Here is a 26,842-nt window from a genome sequence, read left to right on the forward strand (position 1 = left end):
TCAGCGCGCGGCCGATGCGGCCAGCGGCTCGAACGGCGTCTCTTGCGCGGTCGGCCGGTTGGCCGCGCGGGCCGCGAGGCATGCCTTGATGCTGTAGACCAGCACGCTCAGCACCACGAACATGAAGAGCGCGCACAGCGCCGCATCGAGCCGGTCGTTGAAGACGATGCGCGACATGGCCTCGGGCGTCTTCGCCGGCGCCACCAGCACGCCGTTGGCAAGGCCTTCGGTGTACTTGGCCGCGTGCGAGAGGAAGCCGATCTTCGGATCGGGCGAGAAGATCTTCTGCCAGCCCGCGGTCAGCGTGCAGGCCAGGAGCCACATGGCCGGCGCAATGGCCACCCACGCATAGCGCTCGCGCTTCATGCGGAACAACACCACCACGCCCAGCAGCAGCGCCACCGCGGCCAGCATCTGGTTGGAGATGCCGAAGAGCGGCCACAGCGTGTTGATGCCGCCCAGCGGATCGACCACGCCCTGGTAGAGGAAGTAGCCCCAGGCCGCCACGCACAGCGCCGTGGCAAACAGGTTGGCCGGCAGCGAATCGGTGCGCTTGAGCGCGGGCACGAAGCTGCCCAGCAGGTCTTGCAGCATGAAGCGGCCGGCGCGGGTGCCGGCGTCCACCGCCGTGAGAATGAAGAGCGCCTCGAACAGGATCGCGAAGTGGTACCAGAAGGCCATCATGGCCTGGCCGCCGATCACCTGGTGCAGGATGTGGGCCATGCCCACGGCCAGCGTCGGCGCACCGCCCGCGCGGCCGAGGATGGTGCTTTCGCCCACGTCCTTGGCGGTTTGCACCAGCATCTCCGGCGTGACCACGAAGCCCCAGCTCGAGATGGTCTGCGCCGCCTGCTGCGCGGTGCTGCCCACCAGCGCGGCGGGGCTGTTCATTGCAAAGTAGATGCCGGGTTCGATGCATGAAGCCGCCACCAGCGCCATCACCGCGACAAACGATTCGGCCAGCATGCCGCCGTAGCCGATGAAGCGCGCGTGGCGCTCGTTGTCGAGCATCTTGGGCGTGGTGCCCGACGAGATCAGCGCATGGAAGCCCGACACCGCGCCGCAGGCGATGGTGATGAACAGGAACGGGAACATGCTGCCCGCCCACACCGGCCCGCCGCCTTGCGCGAACTGCGTGAGCGCGGGCATCTGCAACGTCGGCATGACGAACACGATGCCCAGCGCCAGCGCGATGATGGTGCCGATCTTCAGGAAGGTCGACAGGTAGTCGCGCGGCGCCAGCAGCAGCCACACCGGCAGGCTGGCGGCAACGAAGCCGTAGCCCACCAGCATCCACGTGAGCGCCTTGCCATCGAAGGTGAAGAGCGGCGCCCACGCGGGGTCCTGGCTCACGGCCTGGCCGCCGAAGATGGCGAGCATGAGCAGCACGAAGCCGATCACCGAGACCTCGCCGATGCGGCCCGGGCGAATGAAGCGCAGGTACACGCCCATGAAGAGCGCCACCGGAATGGTGGCCGCCACCGTGAAGGTGCCCCACGGCGATTCGGCCAGCGCCTTGACCACGATCAGCGCCAGTACCGCGAGGATGATGATCATGATCATGAAGGTGCCGAACAGCGCGATCATGCCGGGCACGGTGCCCATCTCCTGCTTGACCAGGTCGCCGAGCGAGCGGCCGTCGCGCCGCGTGGAGATGAACAGGATGATGAAGTCCTGCACCGCGCCCGCGAACACCACGCCCGCCAGCACCCACAGCAGCCCGGGCAGGTAGCCCATCTGCGCGGCGAGCACCGGGCCCACCAGCGGGCCGGCGCCCGCGATGGCCGCGAAGTGATGGCCGAACAGCACGTTCTTGTCGGTGGGCACGTAGTCGAGCCCGTCGTTGTGGCGGTGCGCCGGCGTCTTGCGGTTGCCGTCCAGCCCGAGCACCTTCTCGGCGATGAAGAGACTGTAGTAGCGGTAGGCGATCAGGTAGGTGCAGATCGCGGCGGTCACCACCCAAAGGGCGTTGACGCTTTCACCACGGGTCAGGGCGACGGTGGCCAGCGCGAATGCGCCGGCCACGGCCACGACGAGCCACACCAGGTGGCGGCGGATGCTGTGCATTGGGAATGTCTCCTCGGGATTGGAACCCGGGAGTGTTCCCCGACGGCCGCGAAGCCGCATCCGTCGGACCGCGTGGGCGCCCTGCGTGGGAACTCTTAATGGAAAACCCTAGCCGCGCGACGCGCCCCTGCGCTCCCTGCGCAGCGACCGCGTCAGCGGACGGTCGACATGACCGTCGCGCGGCAACGTGGCTGGTCGCGCGGCGCCAGCAGGTTGCAGTTGTCCAGTGCGCGCTGCTGCATGTCGCTCAGACGGGGCTGCTCGCCGCCCTGCGGGCCGTCCCACTGGCGGTAGGCCGGCGGCGGCGGCGGTTGTTCGGCCCAGCGCTCCCGGCGCTCGTATTCGCGCCGCTGCTCTCTCTCGTAGGCGCGCTGTTCGCGGCGGTCGTAGCGCTGCTCGCGGTCGCGCTGCATGCGCCACATGCAGGTGTTGAAATCGACGCCGGAGCGGCCGCTGGCGCAGTAGCGTCGGTCGCCTTCAGGGGAATCGTCGCGCTGCGCGAACGCCGGAACGGCGGTGACAAGGCCAAGAACGGCCAGGATGATGAGTTTTTTCATGGGGACCTCTCCGAGGTTCGGTGATACCGGCACAGCATGCCACACCGATCGTTCCGCCCCAAGGCAGGCATCCCCGTAGAACCAATGTCAACGCTCGTCCGTTAAGTCGGATTGAGCGGGGCGTTCCAAACCCCTAGAGTCGCCGCGCCTGCATCGGCTGGCGCGACCAGTAGACACCATCGAGCCGGTCGAGCCGCACCTCGCCGCCGGTCGATGGGGCATGCACGAACTGGCCTGCACCCACGTAGATGCCCGCGTGCGTGGGGGTGGAAGCGCCGAAGATCACCAGGTCGCCCGAGCGGATGTCGGACGCGGCCACCGGCCGGCCGAACGCCGCCATGCGGGCCACCGTGCGCGGCGTGGCCTGGCCCGCGCTGTTCTGGTAGACGTAGCCGATGAGCCCGCTGCAATCGAAACCGCCTTCCGGCGTGTTACCACCGTAACGGTACGGCGTGCCGACCAGGCCCAGCGCATGGATCGCGACGCCGTTCGATTGTTCGGCCGTGAGCGGCGAGCTGCTGTAGCCGGCCGAAGGCGCCGGCGCCCGGGGGCTGGCGCAACCCAGCGCGAGCAGGCAGGCGCCTATGGAAAGCAGCCGGAGCAGCAGCGGCATGCGGCGACGGGTGGGTGCGGATGCGTCATCCATGGGGCATGGCGGGTCTTGTGGACGTGGCCGCACTCTATCGCATCGCCCCTGCGAAGGCTCGCCCTCCGCAGGGCCGCAACCGCCCCCGCGTGCTTCAGAAACTCAAGGTTGCCGCGCCCTGCTTGATGAGCTCGTGCATCACGCTCGACCCGGCGATGACGACGCCTTCGAGCAGGTTCTCCTGCGTGTAGCCGCGGCTCTTGACGCAGGGGGTGCAGGCCCAGAGCGTGCCGCCGCGGCCGATGAAGTCGCGCAGCATGTCGGCCAGCGGCTCCAGCGGCTTGACGTGTGTGCTGTCGGACGCGCCGCGCCGCACGAGGTCGACGCCCGCGCTCGTGAGGAAAATGGATACCTTGAGGCCCGAGGTCATTCCGCCCAGCGCGATGACGAGCCCGACGGAGGACAATTCATGGTCGATTCCATGCGTAATCACCACAACCAGATCGCGTGCATCGGTGTTCATTGCTGTCTCCATCGAATGAGTTTGAGTGAAGGCAGCGTACGCTTCGTGCCGGAGGCCGACCATGACCAAAATGCCGGAAGTCTTGACCCAAACAGCGCCAGGCCCTGCGAACGACATGCTGTCCGACCTGCTGGAGAGCATGCAGGTCAGCGGCATGGTGCTGTTCCGCGCCGAGTTCCGCGAACCGTGGTCGGTGACCAGCGCCGATTCGGGCCAGCTGGCCGCGATGCTCTCGCTCGGCACGAGCCGGGTGATTCCGTTCCACGTCATCGGTTCGGGCGGCTGCCGGCTCGACCTGCCCGACCGGGAACAACCCGTGTGGCTGAACAGCGGAGACGCCGTGCTGCTGCCCTATGGCGGCCTGCATCGCCTGAGCGGCGCGGACGCCACGGCGCCGGTGCACATCGGCCAGTTGCTGCCGCAGCTCCCGTGGGCCGGCATGCCGGTGGTCGAGCATGGCGGAGGCGGCAATTGCACCAGCATCATCTGCGGGTTCATCCGCTGCGACGAGCTGCTGTTCCACCCCGTGCTGCGGCACCTGCCCGACGTGCTCCACATCAGCCCCGACACCACGCCGGCCGATCAATGGCTCGCGACCACCATCCGCCATACCGTGACCGAAGCGAGCCGGGCCCAGCCCGGCTGGCGAAGCATGCTGCCGCGCCTGACCGAGTTGATGTTCGTGGAGATCCTGCGCAAGCACATGCAGGGGCTGTCGGCGGACGAGGTGGGCTGGTTCGCGGCATACAACGATGGCGTGGTCGGGGCGGCGCTGAGGCTCTTGCATGCAGAGCCGCTGCAGGACTGGACCCTCGAGAGCCTGGCACGCGGCGTGGGCGTGTCGCGCACGGTGCTGAGCGAACGCTTCAGGCATTTTCTCGACCAGCCGCCCATTCAATACCTCGGGCACTGGCGCCTGCAGCTCGCGGCAAAGCACCTGAAGAGCAGCGAACTGCCGATCAAGACCATTGCCGATCATGCGAAGTACGAGTCGGAGGCGGCCTTCAGCCGCGCGTTCAAGCGGCGCTTCGGCCTGCCACCCGGGGACTGGCGAAGGCGGCAGGCCGTGCGCTGACGCATGGCACGATCAGCGCATGCCCGAGCCATCCCGCCGCATACCGTACCGCACCTGGCCAGCGGCGTTCGCCGTTCTCCTGGCCATGGCCGCCTACGTGGGCGGCCTCGTGTTCTGGGACAGGCACACGCCCGCCAACCGGCCCTTGGCTGCGGGTGAGATGATCGAGGTCGGCCGCGCGCGATTCGTTCCCGCCAGCGGATGGGAGATGGACGTGTCGCGCTCGAAGGCGGGCCGGTCGCTCATGCTGTTCAAGGGCGGCCACAAGTTCATGGTGACGACCGGCCCGTGGTCGGGCGGGCCCGACGGTCCGCTGGTGCGCCAGCAGCGCCTCATGGAGCGCGCCCAGCGGCTGCGCATCGATGGCGATGTCTCGGACTTCGTCACGCCCTGGGGGTTGCAGGGCAAGACCTTCGCCTACTACAGCGCCACGCTGGCCGGCCGCTTCTGGCAGGTGGTTGACCTCCGGCGCCGGTCGCTGGTGCAGGTCGACTTCTACGGTGCCACCGACGGCCTGAGCGAAGCGATGGAGGACGCCAGCAGCATGCTCGAGTCGATGGACCTGGAGGCGCCGCCATGAACCGCCACGCCGCCGCGCGACGCGAGCCGGGCGACTGGCCCGTCGGCACCGACCCGTTCTTCCAGCCGCGCCGCGCAGCCTTCTGGGTGCTGGCGGCGCTGATCGTCAACGGCCTGTTCTACACGGCCCACATGTTCTGGACCGGGTTCCGCGTGGTCCCCGTCACCGCCGTGCTCGGCATCCTGGTGTGGGCCATTTACACCCTGGCCTTTCTCCTCGTCTTCCGGGCGCTGGACCTGCTGGAGCAGCACCCGCCAGCAGCGTTTGCGTTGGCTTTTGCATGGGGCGGGCTGGGCGCGGTGTACTTTGCGGCGCCGGCGAACATCGCGATCCAGAGCCTGTGCGCCAAGCTGGTGTCGCCGGATTTCGGCGCGGCCTGGGGGCCGGCCGTCGCGGGGCCGATCACCGAGGAATTCTTGAAGCTGGCCGGCGTCGTGCTGGTGGTGCTGGTCGCGCGCAACCAGTTCCAGACCTGCCTTTCGGTGCTGATCGTGGGCGCCATGACGGGACTCGGCTTCCAGGTGGTCGAGAACCTTTGGTACACCGTCAATGCATCCATGCACTTTCCGCTCGAGAACCAGGTGTACCCCGTGCTCCTCAACCTGCTCACGCGCGGGCTGCTGAGCGGGCTCTGGAGCCATGCGGCCTACACCACGATCTCCTCCTTCGGCGTTGCGTGGTTCCTGCTCCACCCACAGCGCCCGATGGCAGCGAGGATCGCATGCGCCCTGCTGTGCTTCGCGCTCGCGTGGGCCATGCACTTCATCTGGAATTCGCCGTGGCTCGAGGATCTGTTCGATGGCGGGTACGGCCAGATGGCACTGCTGCTGGCCGTCAAGGGCATTCCCGCGATGGCCGCGGCCTGGCTCTTCTGGCGCGAAGCAGCGCGCGAAAACGGCAGCTACCTTCATGCGCAGGCGGCCTACTTCGTGCCGGAGCGCGACCTGATCCGCGACGACGAATGGCTGCGCCTGGGCGCGCCCTTGCTGCGCTACAGGGTGCGCAGGCAGATCGGCTGGCGCTTCGGCCTGCGCGCGCGGCGGCTGAAGACGCAACTGCAGCGCGAGCAGTTGCGGCTCGTGCGCAAGGCGATGACCTACGGACGCGGCGCACAGACGCTGCGGCACGAAGTCGCGATCCGGCGCCTGCGGGCCGAGCTGGACCCGCTGCTTGCCGCACAGCCCTGACGCGGCACGCAGGATCCGCGGCATGGCGCCTTCCGACGACCCGGTCGAGCCGACGGCATCGCGCCGCAAGCGCCGGCTCGGCGCGGCCATGGCTTGCGCCGCGCTCGCATTGGGCGCGGTGGCTGCGTGGGCCGTCGCCACCGGCGCCGTCGAGATTCCGGAGCGCTTCAACCCGTGGGCGCCGCTGGACGTGGCCGCCCCACCCGACTGGCTGACCGGCTTCAAGCTCTCGCGTGCGCGCCGCGACCCGGCGCGCTGCCTTGCGGCGCTGGCGCAAACCGGCATGCAGTACGACCGGCTGCCCGATCGCGTCACCGGCCCCGGCTGCGGTTTCGAGAACGCCGTGAGGCTGCGTTCCGCCGGCGTGCGCCTGGGGACCGCACCCTCGCTCAGCTGCCCGATGGCGCTGTCCTTCTTCATGTGGGAGACGCACGCGCTGCAGCCCGCCGCCATGCAGCGCTTCGGCCAGCCGGTGGTGGCCATCGACCACCTCGGCAGCTATGCCTGCCGCAACGTGAACCGCGGCGAAGGCGCCGTGCCCGGTGCGTCGCGCAGCCGGCACGCGACGGCCGATGCGCTGGATGTGGCGGGCCTCGTGCTGGCCGATGGCAGGCGCATCACCGTGCTGCAAGCCTGGCCCCGCGACCGTGCGGCCACCGGTGCCGAGACCACCAGCGATCCCGCGGCGATGCTGCTGCTCGACGCGCACCGCGGCGCCTGCCGCTTCTTCAATGGCGTGCTCGGCCCCGACTACAACGCCGTGCACCGCGACCACCTGCACCTGGAGACCGGCGGCTACGACATGTGCCGTTGACAACGTCGGCCCGGCTTGCCCGCACCGGTGAGAACCTTGGAGCTACATCGCATGCGCGGCCGTTGAAAAGCGCTGGCCGGCCGCAGGGTATTCACACAGAATGCCGCGGGTGCCGACCCTGCTTGCGGCACATCCATCGCTTCCCGCGAAGACCCAAGGACCCGCCCATGAAGTGCTCGCTCCGCCATTCACTCGCCACCATTGCCGCGGCCTTCGGCCTTGCCGTCGTGCTGGCCTCCTGCGGTGGCGGGGGTGGCGGCGGCGGTGGGGGTGGCGCAGGCATCGGCCTTCCAATCGCGCCCGCGCCGCCCACCACGGCGCAGCTGCCCGAACGCGAGGCGCTCATCGCCCGCGCACGGGCCCTCGAAATCAACACGCCCTACGTGCCGCCACCCGGCAACGTGCTGGAGCACAACACCTCCGGCTATGCCAAGGCGATGTGCTCCGCGGTGTTCATCACCGGCATCGACCCCGACGTTGCGGCCGAAAGCCTGGGCTACTTCGTCGGGCCGTACGACCAGCGCAAGAACGTCGGCAAGCCGGTGGTCGACCGCGCCAGGAAAGAAGTCCGCATCTCGATTCCCAATGGCCCGACGCTGGTGGCGCGCCACTTCGGCTCGCAGGGCTGCGTCACGCTGCCGGCCGGCCGCGACGACGTGTTCTTCACGCCCGTGGTGGTGACGAGCACGCTGCCCGATCCCGCGACGCAACCCTGGCCCATGGGCGACGTGCTGCCCGGCGACGCGCCGCCTGCGCAGGTCAACATGGCCAAGGTCAACGAGGCCGTGGAGGCCGCCTTCAGCGTGCAGGAGGCCTACACATCGGCCTTCGTGGTCACGCACAAGGGACGCATCATTGCCGAGCGCTACATGAACGGCATCGGCGCCACGACGCCGCTCGAATCGTGGTCGATGGGCAAGAGCGTGGTCGCCACGATGATGGGCGTGCTCATCAAGCAGGGTGTGTACAGGCTCGACCAGCCCGCGCCGATACCCGAGTGGCAAACCGCCGGCGACGAGCGGCAGAAGATCAAGATCTCCGACATCCTGCAGATGTCGAGCGGGCTGCGCATCAAGGCGCCGGACGACCCGGACTTCGATCCCAACGGCACCTACCCGGACCACATCTACTACTACACCGGCCGCATCAACGCCTTCAACTATGCGGCCACGCGGCCGCAGCAGTGGCCGCCCGGCGCGGTGGGCCGCTACCGCAATACCGATCCGGTGCTTGCCAACTACCTGGTCCGCCTCGCGGTGGAAAAGCGCGGCGAGGAGTACCTCTCGTTTCCCCAGCGCGCGCTCTTCGACAAGATCGGCATCCGCTCGATGGTGATCGAGACCGATCCCTACGGCAACTTTCTGACCCAGGGCTACGACTTCATGTCCGCGCGCGACTGGGCCCGCCTTGGCAATCTCTATCTGCAGGACGGCGTGTGGAACGGCGAGCGCCTCCTGCCCGAAGGCTTCGTCAACTTCGTGAGCAGCGTGGCACCGGCATGGGCCGCGGACAAGCGCCCGATCTATGGCGGCTTCTTCTGGCTCAACGGAACGGGCGCGCTGTCGGTGCCGACGTCGGCCTACTACATGCTTGGCGCCGGAGGCCAGTTCGTGGTCGTGGTGCCGTCGCACGATCTCATCGTGGTGCGCATCGGGTACTCGAAGGGAGAACGCTTCGCGGCCTCCACGCTGAACCAAGCACTTGCGCTGCTGACGTCCGCGGTTCCGCGCGTGCGCTGATCTGCCGGTCAGGCCGCAGCGGGTCCCTTGCGCAAGGTCGGCAGGCCGACTCCTGCGGCGTCGAAGCCGCCATCCACGGCGATCACCTGGCCATTGATGTAGCTCGCCGCGTCGCTGCACAGAAAGCCGACCGTGTGGGCCATCTCTTCCGGCGTGCCGTAGCGGCCCAGCGGAATGGTGTCGTAGTAGTCGGAGCGGATCGCCACCGTGTGGACCAGCTTGGCCATCTCGGTTTCCACCGGGCCCGGCGCGATCACGTTCACCCGCACGCCCGCATTGCCCAGCTCCACCGCATGCTGCTTCGTCAGGTGGATCAGCGCCGCCTTGCTCGTGCCGTACGCCACGCGCAGCGTGCTCGCGCGCAGGCCCGAGATCGACGCGACATTGACCACCGCCCCGCGCCCGCGCGCCACCATCAACGCGCCGAACGCCTGCGTGCACAGGAACGCGCCGTCAAGGTTGGTTGCGAGCACCGCGCGCCATTCTTCGAACGAGGTCTGGAGCACCGGCTTGAACACCGCAATCCCCGCGTTGTTGACCAGCGCATCGACATGCCCGAAGCGCACGACGACCGCCTCCGCCGCACGGCCGACCTGCGCAGGGTCCGAGACATCGCAATGCAAGCCAAGCACCCGCTCTGGCTCGGCCAGGCCGGCCACCGCCTGGTCGAGCGTGACGCCATCGATGTCGAGCAGCGCGACGTTGTAGCCATGCGCGAGGAACCAGCGGCCGATCGCCAGGCCGATGCCGCGCGCGCCGCCGGTGACGACGGCGACGCGGGAGGGGGTGGAGGGATTGGTCATGGGTATCTTTGCGGTGGACTATCTGTTGCCGGGCATCGAAGCGCTGCTGGAGGAAGAGTCTAGGAGTTCATGCTATTCCGTGCCAAAAGTCACGTCGACCCGCGATCTCCCGACTAGGAAAATGTCACCCCCGCGAGATACTCCTCACGCAAATAACTTTCAGGAGGAGATGCCGATGGCAACGCATGTCGAGGAGCCGGGTACGTACCCATGCGTCAAGGAGCAGTCCGCGTCGAAGCTCAACTACGCGTTCTCAGCGCCGGCTGCCTTGCTCCCTGGCGCAATCCATTCCGGCGGCATTGCGCGGCATTCCTACGACGAGTTCTCCCTCGACCTCGACGGCCATTGGAAGGCGGTGCCAAGCGCGGAAGCCGGAACCTTCACCTTCCGGTCGGAGGAGGAAGGTGCAACGATCGTCGTCAAGCTGGGCCTCTTCTCGATCGCGGAAGACCAGGGCTCCAAAGTGGCCGAGACGAACATGAACGGGCAGATCGCGGCGTACAGGCAGCAGTGCCCCGGCGGCGTGGAAGTGCTTCGGTGGATGGTGAGGCCGCACCCGAACGGCAAGGGAACGGAGATGACCTATGCCGTTGAAGTCAACGCCGAACGCCTCTTCCTCTACTTCGGCTATGTCTCCAGCCGCAAGCTGATCGGCCTGCTGCTGATCTGCCGGCCCGACAGGGAAGCCTCGGCGCGCTTGTTCGGACAAGTGGTCGATGGCTTTCGTGCCAAATGCCCCTGACCACCCTTGTCGCCTCAAAGGCCAAAGACCAGGAGAAGGTTGTTCGCGGGCATGGGATGCCGCTCCCGCAATGCGAGGCCTGAGCGATGGGCCACTGCCACCACGTCTTCCAGGCGGCGTATGCCCCAATCGGGATTGCGGGCACGCAGGTCTTCGTCGAACGCCAGATTGCTCGGCGCGGTCGGCACTCCATCTTCGAAGTAAGGCCCGTACGTGATCAGCAGCCCGCCGGCAAGCAGATGCCGCGCGGCGCCTTGCATCAGCGCGGCGCATGTGGCCCAAGGCGCAATGTGCAGCATGTTGGCGCAGTAGATCGCATCGAACCGCTCATCCTGTTCATCGCCCCGCAATGGCCAGCGCGACGCCATCACATCGAGCAGCAGCGGCGGGCGCAGATTGGGCAACGCGGCTTCCGCGACCCGGTCAGCGAGCGCGGGAAGCATGCGCGCATCGGCGTCGGTGGGCTGCCAGGTCCATCGAGGCATGCATGCCGCGAACCACGCCGCGTGCTGGCCTGTACCGGAAGCGATCTCCAGCGCCATGCCGCAATCGCCGAGGATGCGTTTCAGGGCATCGAGGATGGGCTGCTTGTTGCGGTCGGCGGCGGGACTGTGGGGGAGATTGGGCATTTGGATGCAGGTTCGGAGCGGGGCCGGCAGGGGTAAGCAGGAGGGTATCCGACGATGCGTCGGTGCAGCGAGAAGACCATGAGCCAGGCACACGAAAACCGCGTGCTTACATAAGGGGGAAGAAAATGTGCCGATGGTGCGAAATCCTGACCCGGAGCGTTTCGCCAACACGCGGCGGGCAACAGTTCACTCCCGCCCAAACTCCCTCGCATGCTCCACCGCATACTTGATGAGTTCGGCCTGCCCCTCGATGCCCAGCCGCCGCTTGATGCTCTGCCGGTGCGCCTCCACGGTGCGCACGCTCAGGCCCAGGTCGCGCGCAATTTGCTTGCTCGATTCGCCCCGGCCTAGTGCGCTGAGAATCTCGCTCTCGCGCGGCGTGAGCAGCGGCCTGGGCGCCTGGTTGCGGAACAGCTTCTTCGACACGGCCGGGCTCAGGAAAGTCCCGCCGCCTGACACGGCCTCGATGGCTGCGACGATCTCGGCCGCTGGCGCGTCTTTCAGCACATAGCCGCGCGCGCCGACCTGCAGCGCCTTCTGCACGTACTCGGGGTTGTCATACATGCTGAGCATCACCACGTGCGGCGCGGGCTGGCGTTGCAACACCAGCGCGGCCAGGTCGATGCCGTTCATGTCTTTCATGCCCACGTCCATCAGCAGCAGGTCGGGCTGGAGCGAATCGACCAGCGCCAGCGCCTCGGCCGCGCTGCCGGCTTCGCCGACGATCTCGAGATTGGGCATGGCACCCAGCCGTGCGCGCAGGCCGTCGCGCACCAGTGGATGGTCGTCGACCAGGAACAGGCGGATGGGCGGGGCGTGTTGGTTTGCCATGGTCTGACTGCGGCCTACTCCGGCTTTGCGCTGTGGGTCGGCACTTCGGCGACGATGGTGGTTCCGCCTTCGCCGGAGGTCACGCGAAGGCGCCCGCCGATGGACTCCATGCGCTCGCGCATGTTGCGCAGGCCGATGCCGCGCCGCGGATCGAGTTGCATGGCGTCGACGTCGAAGCCGATGCCGTCGTCGCCGATCTTGAGGCGCACGCCTTCGACGTCGGAGAAGCCCAGGTCGATGTGCACGCGGTGCGCCTTGGCATGCTTGCGCACATTGGTGAGCGCCTCTTGCGTGACGCGGAAGAGCGCGGTCTTGGCTTCCTGCGAGAGCTCGTAGGCCTCGCCTTCGATCATGATGGATGCATCGATGCTGCCCTCTTCGGCAAACTCGTCGCCCAGGCGCTGGAGCGCAGCGGGCAGGCCGAGCGTGTCGAGCAACGCGGGCCGCAGGCGGTGCGAGATGCGGCGCACTTCGAGCAGCGAATCGTTGAGCCTTTGCAGCGCCTTCGCAAGTGCGGGCGGCGCGGCCTTGCTGTCGCGGAGCAGCGCTTCCACGGCGGATTCGATCAGAAGCTTGGCGGACACCAGGGTCTGGCTGGTGCCGTCGTGCAGTTCGCGCGCAAGGTGGCCGCGCTCTTCTTCCTGCGACTGCACCACGCGCCGCGCGAGCAGCCGCAGCTTGGCTTCGGCCACGCGGTGTTCGCTGAGGTTGAGCAGCAGCCCGGTGGCGCTCACCACCGCCAGGCACAGCGCCGCAATGCCGGCGATCCAGAGCAGCGTGGTGGTGACGTTAGCGCTCATCTGGCGGTCGAGCGCCTTCATGGTCGTTTCGATGTCGTCCAGGTACAGCCCGGTGCCGACCATCCAGTTCCAGCGCGGCAGCGCCGTGACGTAGCCGAGCTTGGGCGCCATCTGCTCGCTGGACGGTTTGCGCCACTCGTACTCGACGTAGCCGCCGCCCGCGCGTGCGCCCGCAATCAGGTCCTGGATGGTGAAGCGGCCGTGCGCGTCGCGCAGGTCCCAGAGGTTCTTGCCGACGAGGTCGGGCTGGCGTGAATGCATGAGCGACCGGCCCTGCATGTCGTAGACGAAGAAGTAGCCGTCGTCGCCGTAGTCGAGCGCGGCGAGGCGGCGCAGGGCTTCGGTGCGGGTCTCTTCGTCGTCCTGGCCGGCGTCGTAGAGCGGCCGCACGGTACTCACGGCCAGGTCGACATAGCTGCGCAGTTCGCTGCGCCGCTGGTCCATGTAGCTTTTCTCGATGAGGGCGCGCTCGCGCCGGGCGAGGTCATGTTCCTGGTGGCGCACCGCCAGGGCCACCAGCACCAGCGCCACCAGCAGCGGTGCCACAGCCAGCGCGACGATCTTGGTGCGGAGGTTCATCGGGGGGCAAGACTACCACCGGGTGCGGCCGCGAACCGCCGCCTGACGGGCGTTCACTCAATGCACGCTGGTGGGCCGGCCCGACGCGACCCAGGCGTCGAGCCCGCCTGTCAGCGGCAGGGCCCGCCGCGCACCACGGGCCAGCAGCACGCGTGCCGCCTGGGCCGCGGACACCTCGTTGGGGCAGTTGCAATAGAGGACCACGTCGCGCCCGCCGACGAGCGGCAGTTCCGCATGGCGCTGCTGCAGCGCCTTGAGCGTGTAGGGCAACGCACCGGGAATGCGGCGCGGATCGACCTGCACGCCGGCCTCGCCACGCACGTCGATCACCAGCGGCGGCGTCTCGCCCGCGAGCAGCTCGTGCAGTTCGTCCACGGTGATGCGCGGCATGCCGGTGAGCCGCATGAACGCACGCCGACGCCAGAAGCGCACCGCCAGCATCACGGCCAGTACCACCGCCAGCGCCAGGGTGGCAATGCCGCCGGCCTGGGCCAGCATGGCCAGCACCTCTTGGATCTGGTCGCGAAACACCCAGCCCAGCCCGAGGAAAACCCCGGTCCAGACCAGTGCCGCGCCAATGTCGAAGACGATGAAGCGCCACACCGGCATGCCCAGTGCGCCGGCCATCGGGGGCGCAACCACCGACACGCCCGGCACGAACTTGGCGGCCACCAGCGAGAGCCCGCCCCAGCGGCCGATGAGCGATTCGCCGCGCCGCACGCAGGAGTCGGGCGACAGCGAGATGCGGCACAGGAGGCGCATGAAGCGGTAGCCGAAGCGGCGCCCGGCATAGAACCAGGCGCCGTCGCCCAGCAGGTTGGCCAGCACCGCCGCCATCACCACGCCCGCCACCGACACGCTGCCCGCCGCCAGCAGCGCCCCGGACACCACCAGCACCGCGGCCGCGGGCACCGGCAATCCGAGCCGCGCGGCAAAGCTCGCCGCGAAGACGATCGCGATCGCGTTCTGCACCAGCAGCGACATCAGCTGTGCCATGGCAGCAGCGCGGGATTGGGTTTCACTCGACAGGCCTAGCGTGGCGCGTCGCCCTTGCGGTAGTCGGCCGTAAGCTCGTCGAGCTTCTGCTTCAGCGCGGGGTCCAGCTTGTAGTCGGCCGCCGCGATCGTGGCATCGAGTTGCTCGGGCCGGCTCGCGCCCAGCAGCGGCGCGGTGATCAGCGGGTTCGCCATCACCCATGCCACGGCCAGCGTCGCGAGCGGCACGCCGGCTTCGTCGGCCAGCTGGTGCAGTTGCGTCACGGTGTTGAAGCTGCGCTCGTTCCAGTAGCGGTCCTGGTACATGCCGCCGGCGGTGCCGAGCGTGAAGCGCGTGTTTTCCTCGGGCTTGGCGCCGGGCTTGTACTTGCCGGTGAGCAGGCCGCCGGCCAACGGGTTGTAGGGAATCACGCCCAGGCCCTCTTCGCCCGCCAGCGGCAGCAGCTCGCGCTCGATCTCGCGGAACAGCAGGCTGTAGCGCGGCTGCACCGACACATAGCGCGTGAGCTTGTGGAGCTCGGCCCTGCCGAGCGCGCGCGCCAGCCGGTAGGCCAGGAAGTTGGACACGCCGATGTAGCGCGCGCGGCCCGACCTGACGATGACGTCGAGCGCCTCCAGGCTCTCTTCGAGCGGCGTCTCGCGGTCGTCGCTGTGCAGCTGGTACAGGTCGACATGATCGGTCTGCAAACGCTGGAGCGAGGCGTCGATGGCATCGAGCAGGTGCTTGCGCGAGGCACCCTGGTCCCAGCTGTTGGGGCCGACCTTTGCCGACCGCCTTGGTCGCCACCACGAAGCGGCGACGGCCCGTGGGGCCCTGCTTTTGCAACCAGCGGCCGATGATTTCCTCGGTGCGGCCGGTGGTTTCGACAGTGCCGCCGAGCGGGTACACGTCGGCCGTGTCGAGAAAGTTGATGCCGCCTTCGGCGGCCTTGTCCAGGATGCGGTGCGACACCGCCTCGTCGGTCTGCAGGCCGAATGTCATGGTGCCGAGCGCAAGCCGCGACACGGTGAGGCCCGTGCGGCCGAGGCGGGTGGTGGGGATGCTCATGGTGGTCTCGATCGAGGGAGATGACGGAGAGAAAGGGCGGCGGCCATCATAGACACGGCCGCGCAAACCTGCTGGCGGCCCGGGATTCAGGTCGCTTCGAGGTGCACGCCGGGCGCGCCGCGCTCCACCGCGAAGCGGGCCATCGTGCTCACCGCGCTGTCCGCGGATTTTTCGTCTTCCACGGCGCGGAACTCGACCGTGCAGCCGTGCGCGTCGAGTGCCATGTGCGCATAGCCGCGCTTGTCGCCGCGGCCGTAGCGAAGGTGTTCGTTCTTCGCGAGCATATGGGCCACGTTGGCGGCGCTGGGCCCTTCGGAGGTGATGGCGCCGCCGACGAATTCGGTCGCCACCGCCGGGCCCTGCGGCTCGCGGCGCAGGTCGGCGGCCCAGAAGGCATGCACGTCGCCGCTGATGACCAGTGCATCGCCACCGCGCGCCTTGATGGCGGCCACGCTGTCGAGCAGCCGCGCGCGGGACGCGGCGTAGCCGTCCCAGCCGTCCATCCAATACCCATGCGCGGGGCCGCGCTTGCGGTCGGCCTCGGCCATCAGCGTGGGCTGCGCAATGACGGTCCAGCGCGCGGGCGGCGCGGCCAGTTCGTTCGCCAGCCAGGCCTCCTGCTTCTTTCCGAGGAAGCTGCGCTCGGGCGCAAGCCGGTCGGCGCAGTCGGCCAGCGGCGAGGCGCTGCGGCCTGCCAGGCAAGCGTGGTGCGAGCGGTACTGCCGCCCATCGAGCAGCAACACGTCGAGCATGCGGCCGAAACGGTGGCGGCCGTAGATGGTGGCCGCGGCGCCGGTCGGCCGCATGCTGGCAGGCACGGGCATGTGCTCGTACCACGCCTGGTAGGCCGCGGCGCGAACGGCCAGAAACTGCGCGGGATCGGCGGTGCGCGGCGACACGTCGTCGGTGTAGTCGTTGGCCACCTCGTGGTCGTCCCAGGTCACGAGCCAGGGGAACGCGGCGTGCGCGGCCTGCAGCTGCGGGTCCGTCTTGTAGAGCGCATGGCGATCGCGAAACTCCGCGAGCTGCGTGGGAATGCCGCCCTGGTGGCGGCGCACGTGGCGCGATCCCCACGAGCTTTCGTAGATGTAGTCGCCCAGGTGCACGACGAAGTCGAATGGCTGCTCGGCCATGTCGCGGTAGGCCGCGTAGTAGCCCTGCTCGTACTGCTGGCACGACGCGAAGGCAAAGCGCAGCGGCTGCGGTGAGGCGTCGGTTTCGGCCGGTGCGGTACGGGTGCGGCCGGCCGGGCTTCGCACGCCTTCGGCCGTGAAGCGATACCAGTAGGGTCGACCCGGCGCGAGGCCTTGCACTTCGGCATGCACCGAATGCGCGAGCGACGCATCGGCCGTGGCACTGCCCTTCGCGGCGATGCGCGCAAAGTTCTCGTCGTGCGCCACTTCCCAGCGCACCTCGACCGGCGCCTCGCCCATGCCGCCGCCCTGCAGCGGATCGGGTGCGAGGCGGGTCCACAGCACCACGCCGTCAGGCCGCGGGCTGCCCGATGCCACGCCGAGCGTGAAGAGTTCGCGCGCGCTTTGTGGCTGCGCGTTCAGCCGCAGGAACGGGTGGCCGAGCGATGCGGCGGCCATCCCGCCGATCAGCAGTCGGCGCTTTTGCGAGACAGGCCGGGCCGCGTTCATTCGCTTCTGCGCACGGGACGCGCCCGCATGGGTCGGACGGTGGCGAGCAGGTGCATGGGCATGGTGGGCGCCATTGTGCAATCACTTCGCGCCCATGACGCGAGGCTTTCCGGCGGCCTTTGCGCTTTACAAAATGCCCGTCGCGCGCTGGGCGCCGCCGGGCTGCACGCTCGCGCGTGCACTCATCACGGCCCAGCCGAAGATGCCCACGCCCGCGAGCGCCAGCAAGGCGCCGACCCAGCCGGTCGATGTCCAGCCGAGGCCCGCTGCAATGGCCACGCCGCCAAGCCACGCGCCAAGCGCATTGGCCATGTTGAAGGCCGAGTGGTTGAGCGCGGCGGCAAGCGTCTGCGCGTCGCCGGCCACGTCCATCAGGCGGATCTGCAGGGCCGGCCCGATGGCGACGGTGGTGCCGATGAGGAACACGTTGAACGCCGCCGTGAAGACGTTGTGCGCCGCGAAGGTGAATGCCGCGAGCACCAGCGCCGCATACACGAGCAGGCCGCCGATGGTGCGCATCAGCGACCTGTCGGCCAGCCGCGACCCGACGATGTTGCCGGTGACCATGCCCAGGCCGAACAGCGCGAGCACGAAAGGCACGCCGCCCAGCGGCAGGCCGGCCACTTCGATCAGCGTGGGCTTGATGTAGCTGAACACCGAGAACATGCCGCCGAAGCCGATGGCGCCGATGCCGAGCGTGAACCACACCTGCTTGCGCTTCAGCGCGCCAAGCTCGCGCCAGGGGCTCGCGCCCGCGGGCGCGGCAAGGTCGGGGATGTCGCGGCGCAGCAGCGCCATGGCGATCAGCGCGATCACGCCCACGAACACGAAGGCCGCGCGCCAGCCGAAAAGCTGCCCGAGCCACGCGGCGATCGGCACGCCGACCAGCGTGGCGCCCGTGAGCCCCAGCATCACGAGGCCCACCGCCCGCGCGCGGCGCCCCGGCGGCGCGAGCGTGGCGGCCACCAGCGCGGCAACGCCGAAGTAGGTGCCGTGCGGCAGCCCGGTCGCAAAGCGCAGCAGGTTGAGCGACATGTAGCCCGGCGCCATGGCGCTGGCGAAGTTGCCGGCGGCAAACACGGCCATGAGCGCGATCAGCAGCGCGCGGCGGCGCCAGCCCGCGGCCAGCACCGCGAGCACCGGGGCGCCGATCACCACGCCGAGCGCATAGGCGCTGATGACGTGGCCGGCCTGCGGAATGGTGACGCCGATGTCGCGTGCCACCTCGGGCAGCAGGCCCATGATCACGAACTCGCCGGTGCCGATGGCAAAGCCGCCGACCCCGAGGGCCAGCACGGCACGCATGAAGTTGGCGCGCGAGGCGGAAGACGAAGCGGAAAGGTCGGTGTCCGCGCTGTCCAGCGCGGGTGGGGAGGCGTTCAAGGCCGGGCTCCTGGGAGGGTGCCCGGCGACGCGGGCAGAAGCCGAATTTTAGGGTAAACCCTGAATCCCTGCCGATACGCTGTCGATGTGCGGCCGGTACCGCTATGCGGCCCGGACCCGATCAGATGGCCACGAGCTGGCGCACGCCCTGCGCTTCCATGTCCTTGCCGAGGCCACGCGCAATCACTTCGCCGCGCTCCATCACGAGGTAATCGTCGGCCAGTTCCTGCGCAAAGTCGTAGTACTGCTCGCACAGCACGATGGCCATGTCGCCGCGGTCGGCCAGCATGCGGATCACGCGGCCGATGTCCTTGATGATGCTGGGCTGGATGCCTTCGGTCGGCTCGTCCAGGATCAGCAGCTTGGGCCTGGGTGCCAGCGCACGCGCGATGGCCAGCTGCTGCTGCTGCCCGCCCGAGAGATCGCCGCCGCGGCGGTTGATCATCTGCCTGAGCACCGGGAACAACTCGAACAGCTCGGCCGGCACGGGCGTGCTGCCGCTCTTGTAGGCCAGCCCCATGCGCAGGTTTTCCTCGACGGTGAGGCGGGCGAAGATCTCGCGGCCCTGGGGCACGAAGCCGATGCCCGCCCTTGCCCGTTCATACGGCGTCGCCTTGTGGATCGGCTTGCCCTGCAGCTCGATGCTCCCGCTCTTGATGGGAACCAGGCCCATCAGGGATTTCAGCAGCGTGGTCTTGCCGACGCCGTTGCGGCCGAGCAGCACCGTGACCTTGCCCAGCGTGGCCTCGAAGCTCACGTTGCGCAGGATGTGGGAGCCGCCGTAGTACTGGTGGATGTTCTTGACTGTCAGCATGGCATCGGTTCCTCAGCGGCCCAGGTAAACCTCGATCACGCGCTCGTCGGCCTGCACTTCGTCCAGCGTGCCTTGCGCCAGCACGGATCCGTCGCACAGCACGGTCACGATCTCGGAGATGGTGCGGATGAAGCTCATGTCGTGCTCCACCACCATCAGCGAATGCTTGCCCTTGAGCGTGAGAAACAGCTCTGCCGTGCGGGCCGTTTCCTCGTCGGTCATGCCGGCCACGGGCTCGTCGAGCAGCAGCAGCTTCGGGTCCTGCATCAGCAGCATGCCGATCTCCAGCCACTGCTTCTGTCCGTGGCTCAGGTTGCCGGCCAGGCGCGACACGCTGTCGGACAGGTGGATGGTGTGGAGCACCTCGGCCAGCCGGTCGCTCTGCGCCGAGTCGAGCCGGAACAGCATCGACGCGCGAACGCCCTTGTTGGTCTTGAGCGCGAGCTCGAGGTTCTCGAACACGGTGAGGTGCTCGAACACCGTCGGCTTCTGGAACTTGCGGCCGATGCCCAGTTGCGCGATGTCGGCCTCGCGGTGGCGCAGCAGGTCGATGGTGCTGCCGAAGAACACCGTGCCCTCGTCGGGCCGCGTCTTGCCGGTGATGATGTCCATCATCGTCGTCTTGCCCGCACCGTTCGGGCCGATGATGCAGCGCAGTTCGCCCGGCGCAATGTCGAGCGAGAGCTTGTTGATGGCCTTGAAGCCGTCGAAGCTGACGCTCACGTCTTCCAGGTACAGGATGCGGCCGTGCGTCACGTCCACTTCGCCCGGCGTTGCGATGCGGCCGAAGCCGGCCGAGCGGCCACCCGACTCGGTGCTGCCGCTCATCGGGTGCAGGCCCTTCGCGCGTGCGGCGCGCTCCGCGCCGGCTTCCATCAGGTCGGGCGTCATGCGCGCGCTCCCTTCGCTTCGGGCGCGACCAGCGGCACGTGCAGCACCTCCGGCTCCATGCCTTGCGCGGCGGCGACGGCGCGCTGCGCTTCTTCGCGGCCGGCGCTCGGCAGCTTCCTCTCGCGGGACAGCCACTTGCGTACCAGGCCCACGATGCCGTTCGGCAGGAACAGCGTGACGGCGATGAACAAGGCGCCGAGGAAGTACAGCCAGTATTCCGGGTAGGCCACCGTGAGCCAGCTCTTCGCACCGTTGACGATGAAGGCGCCGATGATCGGCCCGATGAGCGTCGCGCGCCCGCCGACCGCGGCCCAGATCGCGATCTCGATGGAGTTGGCCGCGCTCATCTCGCCGGGGTTGATGATGCCGACCTGCGGCACGTACAGCGCACCCGCCACGCCGCACATGATGGCCGAAATGACCCAGATCGTGAGCTTGTAGGGCAGCGGGTTGTAGCCCGAGAACATCACGCGCGTTTCCGCATCGCGGATGGCCTGCAGCACGCGGCCGAACTTGCTGCCGATGAGCCAGCGGGCAAACAGGAAGAAGCCGAGCAGCGTGAGGCCGGTGAGCGCGAAGAGCGTCATGCGCATCTCCTGCGTGGCAACTGGAATGCCCAGGATGCGCTTGAAGTCGGTGAAGCCGTTGTTGCCGCCGAAGCCCGTCTCGTTGCGGAAGAACAGCAGCATCGCCGCGAAGGTCATGGCCTGCGTGATGATCGAGAAATACACGCCCTTGATGCGCGAGCGGAACGCGAAGAAGCCGAAGACGAAGGCAATGAGCCCCGGCACCGCGACGATGAGGACCAGCGTGGCGATGAAGCTGTCGCTGAAGGTCCAGTGCCAGGGCAGCGTCTTCCAGTCGAGAAACACCATGAAGTCCGGCAGGTCGCTCTTGTAGTTGCCGTCGCGGCCGATCTGCCGCATGAGGTACATGCCCATCATGTAGCCGCCCAGCGCAAAGAAGAGCCCGTGGCCCAGCGAGAGAATCCCGGTGTAGCCCCAGATCAGGTCCATGGCCAGCGCGCAGATGGCGTAGCACATGATCTTGCCGACCAGCGCCACGGCGTAGTCGCTCATGTGCAGCGGGCTGCCGGCAGGCACCACCATGTTGAGCACCGGTGCCACCGCGCACACCACGATCAGCGCGACGAAGAAGGCTGTCCAGCCCTTGCCGCTCAGAAGCGGCCCCTTGGTTGGCAATACGACCTTGCTCATGCCTCTGCACTCCGGCCCTTCATCGCGAAGATGCCTTGCGGACGCTTCTGGATGAAGATGATGATGAAGACCAGCACCGCGATCTTGGCGAGCACCGCACCCGCCCAGCCTTCGATGAACTTGTTGAGAATGCCCAGGCCCATGGCCGCGTACACCGTGCCCGCGAGCTGGCCCACGCCACCCATCACGACCACCATGAAGCTGTCGACAATGTAGCTCTGGCCGAGGTCGGGCCCGACGTTGCCGATCTGGCTCAGCGCGCAGCCCGCGAGGCCGGCAATGCCGGAGCCGAGCGCGAAGGCGTAGGTATCGATTCGCGCGGTGTTCACGCCCATGCACGAGGCGATCGGGCGGTTCTGCGTCACGCCGCGCACGAACAAGCCCAGCCGCGTGCGGCCGATGAGCCAGCCCATCGCAAGCAGCACCAGCACCGCGAAGACGATGATGCAGATGCGGTTCCACGGCAGCGTGACGTTGCTCAGCATGGTGAAGCCGCCGCTCATCCAGCCCGGGTTTTCGACGCCGACGTTCTGCGCGCCGAACAGCGAGCGCACGAGCTGCTGCAGCATCAGGCTGATGCCCCAGGTGGCAAGCAGCGTCTCCAGCGGCCGGCCGTAGAGGAAGCGGATCACGCCGCGTTCGAGCACCGCCCCCACGAGCGCCGATGCAAGGAACGCCACCGGAATGGCGGCCACCAGGTACCAGCCGAAAGCCGCCTCGGGCATGTAGCGCTGGAAGATGCCCTGCATCACGTAGGTGGCATAGGCACCGATCATCATCAGCTCGCCGTGCGCCATGTTGATGACACCCATCAGCCCGTAGGTGATGGCCAGCCCGAGCGCCGCGAGCAGCAGCACCGAGCCCAGGCTGATGCCGCTGAACACGGCGTTGATGCGGTCGCCCCACACCAGCGAGCCGTCGATGCTGGCGATCGAGGCGACGATGGCGGCCTTGACGTCGGCCTCGGTCTCGTCGGCGAGCCGCTGGTTGAGCAGCAGCTTGGTGTCGGGGCTGCTGTTGGCACCGAGTTCCTTGGCCGCGGCCAGGCGCTTGGCCTTGTCGGCACTGGTCAGCATGCCGGCGGCGCGCACCAGCTGGAGCTGCGCCTTGATGGCGGGGTTGGTCTCTGCGGCCAGCGCCTTCTCGACCATCGGGATGCGCGATTCGTCGGGCTCCTTGAAGAGCGCCTGCGCGGCTTCGGCGCGAACCGCGTCGTCCTTGCTCGTGAGCTTGAGCGCGGCCTGCGCGGCATCGAGCGCGCCGCGCATCAGGTTGTTGTTGACCACGTCCTCGGCCGTGTCGGGCACCTTCACTTCGGCGCCGGTCACGGGGTCGTAGCCTTTGTCGTCCTTCATCACGAAGACCTTGTCTTCGGTGTACTTGACCGTGTCGTCGGACATGGCCTGGATGAAGGCCGCTGTCTTATCGTCGGCCGTGAGCACGGCCTTGTTGAGCGCGGTGATGCGCGATTCGGATTCGCCCGAGGCGATGGCCCTGGCTTCGTCGGCGGTCAGCGCGTGGACGGCCGTTGCCATGAAGAGCATGGCGGCGAGTGCACAGTGAAGGGGTCGTCGAAGCATGTTCAATTTCGTGTTGCCCCCTCTCCCCCCGGGGAGAGGGTTGGGGTGAGGGCCGGGGGCCTTCCATAAGACGCGGCGGCCCGATGACCGCCGCTGCCCTCACCCCTGCCCTCTCCCCAAGGGGAGAGGGAGCAAGGCAAAGGGCTTTCCGATGAAATTACATCGACTTGCCAGCCGGCTGGTCAGGCTTCTTGTCGTTGCCTTCGATGTACGGGCTCCATGGCTTGGCCTTGACCGGGCCCGGCGTCTTCCACACCACGCTGAACTGGCCGTCGGCCTTGATCTCGCCGATGAACACGCTCTTGTGCAGGTGATGGTTCTTCTCGTCCATCTTCGACACGATGCCCGAGGGCGCCGTGAAGGTCTGGCCGGCCATGGCGGCGATCACCTTGTCGGTGTCGGTGCTCTTGGCCTTCTCCACGGCCTGCTTCCACATGTGGATGCCGATCCAGGTGGCTTCCATCGGGTCGTTGGTGAGCGGCTTGTCCTTGTGGCCGGCGATGTTCTTGGCCTTGGCGTAGTCGCTCCACTGCTTGATGAACGCCGTATTGGTCGGGTTCTTGATCGACATGAAGTAGTTCCATGCGGCCAGGTGGCCGACCAGCGGCTTGGTGTCCACGCCGCGCAGTTCTTCTTCACCCACCGAGAAGGCCACCACGGGCACGTCCTTGGCCTTGAGGCCGGCGTTGCCGAGTTCCTTGTAGAACGGCACGTTGGAGTCGCCGTTGATGGTCGACACCACGGCCGTCTTGCCGCCGGCCGAGAACTTCTTGATGTCGGCGACGATGGTCTGGTAGTCGCTGTGGCCGAAGGGGGTGTACTTCTCGTCGATGTCGGTGTCCTTCACGCCCTTGCTCTTGAGGTAGGCGCGCAGGATCTTGTTGGTGGTGCGGGGGTACACGTAGTCGGTGCCCAGCAGCACCCAGCGCTTGGCGCCGCCGCCTTCCTTGCTCATCAGGTAGTCGACGGCCGGAATGGCTTGCTGGTTGGGGGCCGCACCGGTGTAGAACACGTTCTTGGACAGCTCTTCACCTTCGTACTGCACGGGGTAGAACAAGAGGCCGTTCATTTCCTCGACCACCGGCAGCACCGACTTGCGCGAGACCGAGGTCCAGCAGCCGAAGATCACCGACACCTTGTCCTGGCCGAGCAGCTGCTTGGTCTTCTCGGCGAACAGCGGCCAGTTGGAAGCCGGGTCGACCACCACGGGCTCCAGCTGCTTGCCCAACACGCCGCCCTTCTTGTTGATGTCCTCGATGGCCATCAGCACGGTGTCTTTCAACACGGTTTCCGAGATGGCCATCGTGCCCGACAGCGAATGCAGCACGCCGACCTTGATGGTGTCGGCGGCAAAGGCCGGCGCAGCGGAGATGCTGGCCAGGGCGACGGCGGCGGTGAGCGCCTTGAGTGTGAAACGACGTTGCATGTGGACTCCTGCTCCAGGGTGGTTGAAACCTTTGTCGCCGGGCCTGCCGGACGATGGAGAGAGTCTGCGGATTCGCCCGCTTGCCAGAAATACGCCGGGTGGCGTACACGGAGGTACTCAGGCGACGGATCCGCACTCCGGCTCGTTCATGCGTTAGCGTGAAGTCACTCGAGGTCATAAAGCCCATTTTGGGCTTTAAAATGCCCAGAATGGGTAAGTCCTTGTCGTCCGCCGCGCAGATCCAGAAAGGCACTAGCTTGGCGGACGCCCTTTTCACGTCCACCCAGCAACGTGTGCTTGGCTATCTTTTCGGGCAGCCGGACCGCAGTTTCTTTGCCACCGAATTGATCAGGCTCACGGGCGCAGGCTCCGGCGCGGTGCAGCGCGAACTCAAGCAGCTGACCGCCAGCGGCTTGCTCATCACATCGCGCGTAGGCAACCAGAAGCACTACCAAGCGAACGCCGCGGCGCCGATCTACGACGAGTTGAGCAGCATTGTCCGCAAGACCTTCGGCCTTGCAGGTCCGCTGCGCGAAGCCTTGGAACCGCTTGCCGCGCAAATCGAAGCCGCCTTCGTGTTCGGATCGGTAGCCAAGAACAAAGACACGGCTGCCAGCGACATCGACTTGCTGCTGATCAGTGAAAAACTTGCGTATGCGGACCTGTTTCTTGCCCTCGATGCAGTGTCGGCACGCCTTGGCCGTACAGTGAACCCGACCATGTTCACAAGAAAAGAACTGATGCGAAAGCACAAAGACGGCGAGTCGTTCGTGAAGCGCGTCATGGAACAGCCCAAGCTCTGGGTCATCGGTGACGCGCGTGACCTCCCCGCTTGAGAACCTCTGCGGCCCGGCCAAGCCGCTCGCCGCAGAACCCCCGGATGCTCGCGAATTCGCGGGCCTGTTGCGTTCCGGCCTTGCACGCCTGGCGGATGCCCAGGTGATGCAGATCTCCGTCGAAGGCCGGTTCGATCTCGCCTACAACGCAGCGCATGCCATGTGCCTCGCAGCGCTGCGCTGGCATGGCTACCGGTCGAGCAACCGCTTCATCGTCTTCCAGGTGTTGCCTCATACGCTGGAGTTGGGCCCCGAGGTGTGGAGGGTCTTGGCCAAAGGCCACGAAATACGAAACCTCGGTGAATACGAAGGCGACATGAATGTGGATGAGCGCATCGTTCGCGACCTGATCGCCGCATGCGTGCGCGTGGCCTCGAAGCTCTCTGAACTGCCGCCGCCCACGCAGGACTAGGCTTTCGCGGGCTTGATCGAATTTGCGGCCTCGCGCTTGAACTGCGCGACCGCAAAGGCCCACGCCATGCGCGTGGCGTCAGGCCCCTCCGGGTCGCTGAACAGCAGGCGCGAGGCGCCGCCGCTCCACGCGTGCCCAAGGCGCGCGATCTCGCACAGCGTGACCAGCGTGCGGCCCTTGCGCCGGAACTCGGTGACCTGCATGGGGTGCCGCTTGCCGCGCTGGAGCGTGCGCGGCTTGCCCGGGTTCGCACCCAGGGCCGTGGCCCACACGGCCGCGCTGTTGACAGCGTTGCTGGGCGCCACCACCCCGTCGGCGGTGCCGTGCAACACCAGCATCGGCGGCAAGGTCGCAAAGACGGCGGCCGCGCCCATGGCCTTGCCGACGGCGGTGGATGGCATGGGGGGCGTGTGCTGGCCGCGCATGGCGCCCAGGGCGGTGGCCGAAGACTTGGCCGCGCCCGGCGCCACGCCCGAATGCATGACGACGGCCTTGAAGCGCAGCGGATAGCGCGTGGCCAGCAACGCGGCCATGCTGGCGCCCGCCGAAAGGCCCGCCAGTCCAATGCGCTCGCGGTCCACCGGGTACAGCACACAGGCCTGGTCGACGGCGGCCATCAGCGTGCCGGCCTCCGCGTCGGCCTTGCCCGAGCGGCGTTCGTACCAGTTCCAGCAGCCTTGGGGATGCGCGAGCCTGTCCTGCTCCAGGTAGAGCACCAGGAAGCGCTGCCGCACGGCGAGCGCATTCATGCGCGTGCTGGCCGCGAAGTCGCGCCCCGTCTGGCCGCAGCCGTGCAGCATGACCATGAGCGGCAGCTTTTCACCCGCAGCGAGCTTCAGGTCCGCAGGCCGGAACAGGTGATACCCGCGCGCGCCGCCCGGGCCCAGCGCCACGCCGCTGAGCCAGTCGCCCCGGCCCGGCGGCGGCTTCAGGCGCTTGGCGGTGGCGCGCTTGACCTGGCCCGTCACGCGCTTGCTGTTGCTGAGCGTGAGCTTGGTCAGCGCCTTCAGGTTGCGCTCGTAGGCGCGGGCGAAAAGGGTTGCGGTGGAACGACGGACCATGGGCGCAGTGTGAGGGCAAAGCGC

Annotated in this window: 25 protein-coding genes and 1 pseudogene; 8 read left to right on the top strand and 18 right to left on the bottom strand. The window is 67.7% G+C overall.

The window, feature by feature from the left end; genetic code table 11:
• The 4 genes from ABID97_RS22455 to ABID97_RS22470 all read right to left on the bottom strand — a co-directional run bounded on the left by ABID97_RS22455 (position 1) and on the right by ABID97_RS22470 (position 3,733).
• Positions 1-2,067, bottom strand: coding sequence for a carbon starvation CstA family protein (locus ABID97_RS22455; protein ID WP_354400864.1), 2,067 nt, complete (start codon positions 2,065-2,067; stop codon positions 1-3).
• A 152-nt stretch (positions 2,068-2,219) separates the two neighbouring features.
• Positions 2,220-2,624, bottom strand: a complete 405-nt coding sequence (locus ABID97_RS22460) for a hypothetical protein (RefSeq protein ID WP_354400865.1) — start codon at positions 2,622-2,624, stop codon at positions 2,220-2,222.
• A 133-nt stretch (positions 2,625-2,757) separates the two neighbouring features.
• Positions 2,758-3,270 (bottom strand): C40 family peptidase, encoded by a 513-nt coding sequence (locus ABID97_RS22465; RefSeq protein ID WP_354400866.1) that lies wholly within the window; start codon positions 3,268-3,270, stop codon positions 2,758-2,760.
• 94 nt (positions 3,271-3,364) lie between these two features.
• Positions 3,365-3,733, bottom strand: coding sequence for a DsrE family protein (locus ABID97_RS22470; protein ID WP_354400867.1), 369 nt, complete (start codon positions 3,731-3,733; stop codon positions 3,365-3,367).
• Between the two features lie 61 nt (positions 3,734-3,794).
• Here ABID97_RS22470 and ABID97_RS22475 point away from each other — a divergent pair, with 61 nt between their 5' ends.
• The 5 genes from ABID97_RS22475 to ABID97_RS22495 all read left to right on the top strand — a co-directional run bounded on the left by ABID97_RS22475 (position 3,795) and on the right by ABID97_RS22495 (position 9,128).
• Positions 3,795-4,808, top strand: coding sequence for an AraC family transcriptional regulator (locus ABID97_RS22475; protein WP_354400868.1), 1,014 nt, complete (start codon positions 3,795-3,797; stop codon positions 4,806-4,808).
• A gap of 19 nt (positions 4,809-4,827) precedes the next feature.
• Positions 4,828-5,388, top strand: a complete 561-nt coding sequence (locus tag ABID97_RS22480; RefSeq protein WP_354400869.1) for a hypothetical protein — start codon at positions 4,828-4,830, stop codon at positions 5,386-5,388.
• On the top strand, positions 5,385-6,575 hold the full coding sequence (locus ABID97_RS22485; RefSeq protein ID WP_354400870.1) for a PrsW family intramembrane metalloprotease: 1,191 nt from the start codon (positions 5,385-5,387) through the stop codon (positions 6,573-6,575). The genes ABID97_RS22480 and ABID97_RS22485 overlap by 4 nt, the downstream gene beginning before the upstream one ends.
• Before the next feature lie 22 nt (positions 6,576-6,597).
• Complete coding sequence (locus ABID97_RS22490) at positions 6,598-7,389, top strand: extensin-like domain-containing protein (protein ID WP_354400871.1); 792 nt, start codon at positions 6,598-6,600, stop codon at positions 7,387-7,389.
• A 167-nt stretch (positions 7,390-7,556) separates the two neighbouring features.
• Complete coding sequence (locus tag ABID97_RS22495) at positions 7,557-9,128, top strand: serine hydrolase domain-containing protein (protein WP_354400872.1); 1,572 nt, start codon at positions 7,557-7,559, stop codon at positions 9,126-9,128.
• A gap of 8 nt (positions 9,129-9,136) precedes the next feature.
• On the opposite strand, the gene ABID97_RS22500 is transcribed toward ABID97_RS22495, so the two are convergent.
• Positions 9,137-9,931 (bottom strand): SDR family NAD(P)-dependent oxidoreductase, encoded by a 795-nt coding sequence (locus tag ABID97_RS22500; RefSeq protein WP_354400873.1) that lies wholly within the window; start codon positions 9,929-9,931, stop codon positions 9,137-9,139.
• Positions 9,932-10,106: 175 nt separating this feature from the next.
• On the opposite strand from ABID97_RS22500, the gene ABID97_RS22505 reads away from it, so the two are divergent.
• Positions 10,107-10,673, top strand: coding sequence for a hypothetical protein (locus tag ABID97_RS22505; protein ID WP_354400875.1), 567 nt, complete (start codon positions 10,107-10,109; stop codon positions 10,671-10,673).
• Between the two features lie 14 nt (positions 10,674-10,687).
• On the opposite strand, the gene ABID97_RS22510 is transcribed toward ABID97_RS22505, so the two are convergent.
• The 12 genes and pseudogenes from ABID97_RS22510 to urtA form a co-directional block, all read right to left on the bottom strand.
• The gene (locus tag ABID97_RS22510; RefSeq protein ID WP_354400877.1) at positions 10,688-11,302 is read right to left on the bottom strand and encodes a DUF938 domain-containing protein; all 615 of its coding nucleotides are present in this window, start codon (positions 11,300-11,302) and stop codon (positions 10,688-10,690) included.
• Positions 11,303-11,488: 186 nt separating this feature from the next.
• On the bottom strand, positions 11,489-12,133 hold the full coding sequence (locus ABID97_RS22515; protein WP_354400878.1) for a response regulator transcription factor: 645 nt from the start codon (positions 12,131-12,133) through the stop codon (positions 11,489-11,491).
• 14 nt (positions 12,134-12,147) lie between these two features.
• The gene (locus ABID97_RS22520; RefSeq protein ID WP_354400879.1) at positions 12,148-13,512 is read right to left on the bottom strand and encodes a cache domain-containing protein; all 1,365 of its coding nucleotides are present in this window, start codon (positions 13,510-13,512) and stop codon (positions 12,148-12,150) included.
• Positions 13,513-13,569: 57 nt separating this feature from the next.
• Positions 13,570-14,508 (bottom strand): DedA family protein/thiosulfate sulfurtransferase GlpE, encoded by a 939-nt coding sequence (locus tag ABID97_RS22525; protein ID WP_354400880.1) that lies wholly within the window; start codon positions 14,506-14,508, stop codon positions 13,570-13,572.
• 35 nt (positions 14,509-14,543) lie between these two features.
• A pseudogene (locus ABID97_RS22530) lies at positions 14,544-15,555 on the bottom strand (aldo/keto reductase).
• Between the two features lie 86 nt (positions 15,556-15,641).
• Entirely contained in the window at positions 15,642-17,198 is a 1,557-nt protein-coding gene (locus ABID97_RS22535) for an alkaline phosphatase D family protein (protein ID WP_354400882.1), read from the bottom strand.
• 126 nt (positions 17,199-17,324) lie between these two features.
• The gene (locus ABID97_RS22540) at positions 17,325-18,581 is read right to left on the bottom strand and encodes an MFS transporter (protein ID WP_354400884.1); all 1,257 of its coding nucleotides are present in this window, start codon (positions 18,579-18,581) and stop codon (positions 17,325-17,327) included.
• Between the two features lie 121 nt (positions 18,582-18,702).
• Positions 18,703-19,395: an urea ABC transporter ATP-binding subunit UrtE gene (urtE, locus tag ABID97_RS22545; RefSeq protein ID WP_354400886.1), complete on the bottom strand. Its 693-nt coding sequence runs from the start codon at positions 19,393-19,395 to the stop codon at positions 18,703-18,705.
• Positions 19,396-19,407: 12 nt separating this feature from the next.
• Positions 19,408-20,286, bottom strand: coding sequence for an urea ABC transporter ATP-binding protein UrtD (gene urtD, locus ABID97_RS22550; RefSeq protein ID WP_354400888.1), 879 nt, complete (start codon positions 20,284-20,286; stop codon positions 19,408-19,410).
• The gene (gene urtC, locus ABID97_RS22555) at positions 20,283-21,503 is read right to left on the bottom strand and encodes an urea ABC transporter permease subunit UrtC (protein ID WP_354400889.1); all 1,221 of its coding nucleotides are present in this window, start codon (positions 21,501-21,503) and stop codon (positions 20,283-20,285) included. Before urtC ends, urtD begins: the two co-directional genes overlap by 4 nt.
• Positions 21,500-23,047 (bottom strand): urea ABC transporter permease subunit UrtB, encoded by a 1,548-nt coding sequence (urtB, locus tag ABID97_RS22560; RefSeq protein WP_354400891.1) that lies wholly within the window; start codon positions 23,045-23,047, stop codon positions 21,500-21,502. The genes urtC and urtB overlap by 4 nt, the downstream gene beginning before the upstream one ends.
• Positions 23,048-23,240: 193 nt before the next feature.
• A complete protein-coding gene (urtA, locus tag ABID97_RS22565; RefSeq protein WP_354400892.1) occupies positions 23,241-24,509 on the bottom strand; it encodes an urea ABC transporter substrate-binding protein in 1,269 nt (422 codons plus the stop codon).
• 158 nt (positions 24,510-24,667) lie between these two features.
• Here urtA and ABID97_RS22570 point away from each other — a divergent pair, with 158 nt between their 5' ends.
• On the top strand, positions 24,668-25,345 hold the full coding sequence (locus ABID97_RS22570; RefSeq protein ID WP_354400893.1) for a nucleotidyltransferase domain-containing protein: 678 nt from the start codon (positions 24,668-24,670) through the stop codon (positions 25,343-25,345).
• Positions 25,320-25,757 carry a hypothetical protein gene (locus ABID97_RS22575; RefSeq protein ID WP_354400894.1) on the top strand — a complete coding sequence of 146 codons (438 nt, stop codon included), beginning with the start codon at positions 25,320-25,322 and terminating at the stop codon, positions 25,755-25,757. The genes ABID97_RS22570 and ABID97_RS22575 overlap by 26 nt, the downstream gene beginning before the upstream one ends.
• Here ABID97_RS22575 and ABID97_RS22580 read toward each other — a convergent pair.
• A complete protein-coding gene (locus ABID97_RS22580) occupies positions 25,754-26,818 on the bottom strand; it encodes an extracellular catalytic domain type 1 short-chain-length polyhydroxyalkanoate depolymerase (protein ID WP_354400895.1) in 1,065 nt (354 codons plus the stop codon). The genes ABID97_RS22575 and ABID97_RS22580 overlap by 4 nt on opposite strands.
• Between the last annotated feature and the right edge of the window lie 24 nt (positions 26,819-26,842).

This window comes from Variovorax sp. OAS795 (genome assembly GCF_040546685.1).
In the GTDB taxonomy this organism is placed as follows: Bacteria; Pseudomonadota; Gammaproteobacteria; order Burkholderiales; family Burkholderiaceae_C; genus Variovorax.

Excerpts from the sequence above, each read along its gene's own strand:
- ABID97_RS22460 (WP_354400865.1), bottom strand. The coding sequence starts at position 2,624 with ATGAAAAAACTCATCATCCTGGCCGTTCTTGGCCTTGTCACCGCCGTT.
- ABID97_RS22490 (WP_354400871.1), top strand. The coding sequence starts at position 6,598 with ATGGCGCCTTCCGACGACCCGGTCGAGCCGACGGCATCGCGCCGCAAG.
- ABID97_RS22525 (WP_354400880.1), bottom strand. The coding sequence starts at position 14,508 with ATGGCACAGCTGATGTCGCTGCTGGTGCAGAACGCGATCGCGATCGTC.
- ABID97_RS22520 (WP_354400879.1), bottom strand. The coding sequence starts at position 13,512 with ATGAACCTCCGCACCAAGATCGTCGCGCTGGCTGTGGCACCGCTGCTG.
- ABID97_RS22580 (WP_354400895.1), bottom strand. The coding sequence starts at position 26,818 with ATGGTCCGTCGTTCCACCGCAACCCTTTTCGCCCGCGCCTACGAGCGC.
- ABID97_RS22510 (WP_354400877.1), bottom strand. The coding sequence starts at position 11,302 with ATGCCCAATCTCCCCCACAGTCCCGCCGCCGACCGCAACAAGCAGCCC.
- ABID97_RS22465 (WP_354400866.1), bottom strand. The coding sequence starts at position 3,270 with ATGGATGACGCATCCGCACCCACCCGTCGCCGCATGCCGCTGCTGCTC.
- ABID97_RS22505 (WP_354400875.1), top strand. The coding sequence starts at position 10,107 with ATGGCAACGCATGTCGAGGAGCCGGGTACGTACCCATGCGTCAAGGAG.
- ABID97_RS22475 (WP_354400868.1), top strand. The coding sequence starts at position 3,795 with ATGACCAAAATGCCGGAAGTCTTGACCCAAACAGCGCCAGGCCCTGCG.
- ABID97_RS22495 (WP_354400872.1), top strand. The coding sequence starts at position 7,557 with ATGAAGTGCTCGCTCCGCCATTCACTCGCCACCATTGCCGCGGCCTTC.
- ABID97_RS22455 (WP_354400864.1), bottom strand. The coding sequence starts at position 2,067 with ATGCACAGCATCCGCCGCCACCTGGTGTGGCTCGTCGTGGCCGTGGCC.
- urtC (WP_354400889.1), bottom strand. The coding sequence starts at position 21,503 with ATGAGCAAGGTCGTATTGCCAACCAAGGGGCCGCTTCTGAGCGGCAAG.
- urtE (WP_354400886.1), bottom strand. The coding sequence starts at position 19,395 with ATGCTGACAGTCAAGAACATCCACCAGTACTACGGCGGCTCCCACATC.
- ABID97_RS22480 (WP_354400869.1), top strand. The coding sequence starts at position 4,828 with ATGCCCGAGCCATCCCGCCGCATACCGTACCGCACCTGGCCAGCGGCG.
- urtD (WP_354400888.1), bottom strand. The coding sequence starts at position 20,286 with ATGACGCCCGACCTGATGGAAGCCGGCGCGGAGCGCGCCGCACGCGCG.
- ABID97_RS22500 (WP_354400873.1), bottom strand. The coding sequence starts at position 9,931 with ATGACCAATCCCTCCACCCCCTCCCGCGTCGCCGTCGTCACCGGCGGC.
- ABID97_RS22470 (WP_354400867.1), bottom strand. The coding sequence starts at position 3,733 with ATGAACACCGATGCACGCGATCTGGTTGTGGTGATTACGCATGGAATC.
- ABID97_RS22485 (WP_354400870.1), top strand. The coding sequence starts at position 5,385 with ATGAACCGCCACGCCGCCGCGCGACGCGAGCCGGGCGACTGGCCCGTC.
- ABID97_RS22515 (WP_354400878.1), bottom strand. The coding sequence starts at position 12,133 with ATGGCAAACCAACACGCCCCGCCCATCCGCCTGTTCCTGGTCGACGAC.
- ABID97_RS22535 (WP_354400882.1), bottom strand. The coding sequence starts at position 17,198 with ATGAACGCGGCCCGGCCTGTCTCGCAAAAGCGCCGACTGCTGATCGGC.
- urtA (WP_354400892.1), bottom strand. The coding sequence starts at position 24,509 with ATGCAACGTCGTTTCACACTCAAGGCGCTCACCGCCGCCGTCGCCCTG.
- urtB (WP_354400891.1), bottom strand. The coding sequence starts at position 23,047 with ATGCTCTTCATGGCAACGGCCGTCCACGCGCTGACCGCCGACGAAGCC.